At 46.2% G+C, this 1,435-nt stretch carries 2 protein-coding genes; both read left to right on the forward strand.

Features of this window, described 5'->3' with window-relative positions; all coding sequences use genetic code 11:
- A partial coding sequence (locus CVN76_RS05580) for an AEC family transporter (RefSeq protein ID WP_100530566.1) occupies positions 1-625 on the forward strand: 625 nt, incomplete at its 5' end.
- A 160-nt stretch (positions 626-785) separates the two neighbouring features.
- A partial coding sequence (locus tag CVN76_RS05585; RefSeq protein WP_269800018.1) for a tripartite tricarboxylate transporter substrate-binding protein occupies positions 786-1,435 on the forward strand: 650 nt, incomplete at its 3' end.

The following is a 1,435-nucleotide window of genomic DNA, read 5'->3' on the forward strand; positions in this document are numbered from 1 at the left end:
TGTGGTTCTGAATAATTCAGCCAACTTCGGACTGCCCGTCAGCCAGATGGTTTTTCATGGGAATCCACTTGGCCTGTCGATCCAGGTCATCGTGATCATATTTCAAAACCTGTTGAGCTATACGTACGGTTTGATGAATTCCGTTTCCGTCCATACAAAAAGTGCAAAGGGGGCCATTCGGGAATTTTTGAAAAACCCAATCATTTATGCTCTCTTACTCGGGTTTCTTTTACAGGCTGCGTCCTTTGATATCCCTTTGTTTTTATGGACCCCGATCGATAATATCGCCAGTGCATTCATCGCCATTGCCCTGATCACCTTGGGTGCACAGAGTGCCTACTTGAAAATAACGCATTTCCCGCTTCCGCTTATCCTTAGCTTGATTGGACGGTTGATCCTTTCTCCATCCATCGCTTTCCTTATCATTCTCATGCTGGGCTTGGAGGGGCCTGTCGCCCAAGGGTTATTTATCGCAAGCTCATTTCCGACCTCAAGAAACAGCGCATTATTCGCCTTGGAATATGACAACCACCCGGAGTATGCGGCACAGGCCGTCCTGATGTCCACCGTATTCAGCTGCATAACGGTAACATTGGTCGTGTATCTATCGAAAATATTATTCTAGCAAGGCCTGCTTTTATAAGGGGGCCTTTTCCCCTTGTCCGCCCATAAAACTTTATGAACAATATGGGTGTTATGCAAGTTATGTTGTTTAGGTGGATAATGAAAGAAAGGGCTTGGATTTTTGTAGAATATAGAAAACGCTTTCAAAAAGGGGGATTCATATGTTTTCTCGCAAAAAGGTTTCGGCAATTATATTGGCAGGTTCATTGGCATTAAGTTTAGGGGCATGCAGCAGCAGTAGCTCGGATACATCCGGAGAAAAGAAGGAAAGTACAGGTTATCCGAAAAAGGCGATATCGATCGTTGCTCCTTCCGGGGCAGGCGGGGGCTGGGATTTAACCGCCCGTTCATTTACAAAGATCTTAAGCGAAACGAAACTGGTGAATCAGCCGTTGACGGTCGAAAACAAACCTGGCGGCGGGGGCGCGGTCTTCATGGCGGATTATGCAACACAGCAAGCGGATAATGATGACATGCTATTCGTGAATTCACCACCTGTCATAATCAATAACCTTAAAAAAGAAGGCAACAGTCCTTACGGATACAAAAATACGACTCCTTTGGCGCAGCTGACAAAAGATTACGGGGCGATTGTGGTAAAAGCCGATTCTGAATTCAAGGATTTGAAATCAGTGCTGGAAGCGGTGAAGAAAAATCCCCGTAAGTTAACGTTTGCAGGAGGTTCGGCTCCGGGATCGATGGATCATTTGATCTCGATTCTTCCGGCATATGAATCCGGCTTGGATCCAACCAAGCTTAAATACGTATCGTACGACGGGGGAGGAGAAGCGATTACGGCATTGCTTGGCGG

Source organism: Bacillus sp. mrc49 (assembly GCF_002803435.1).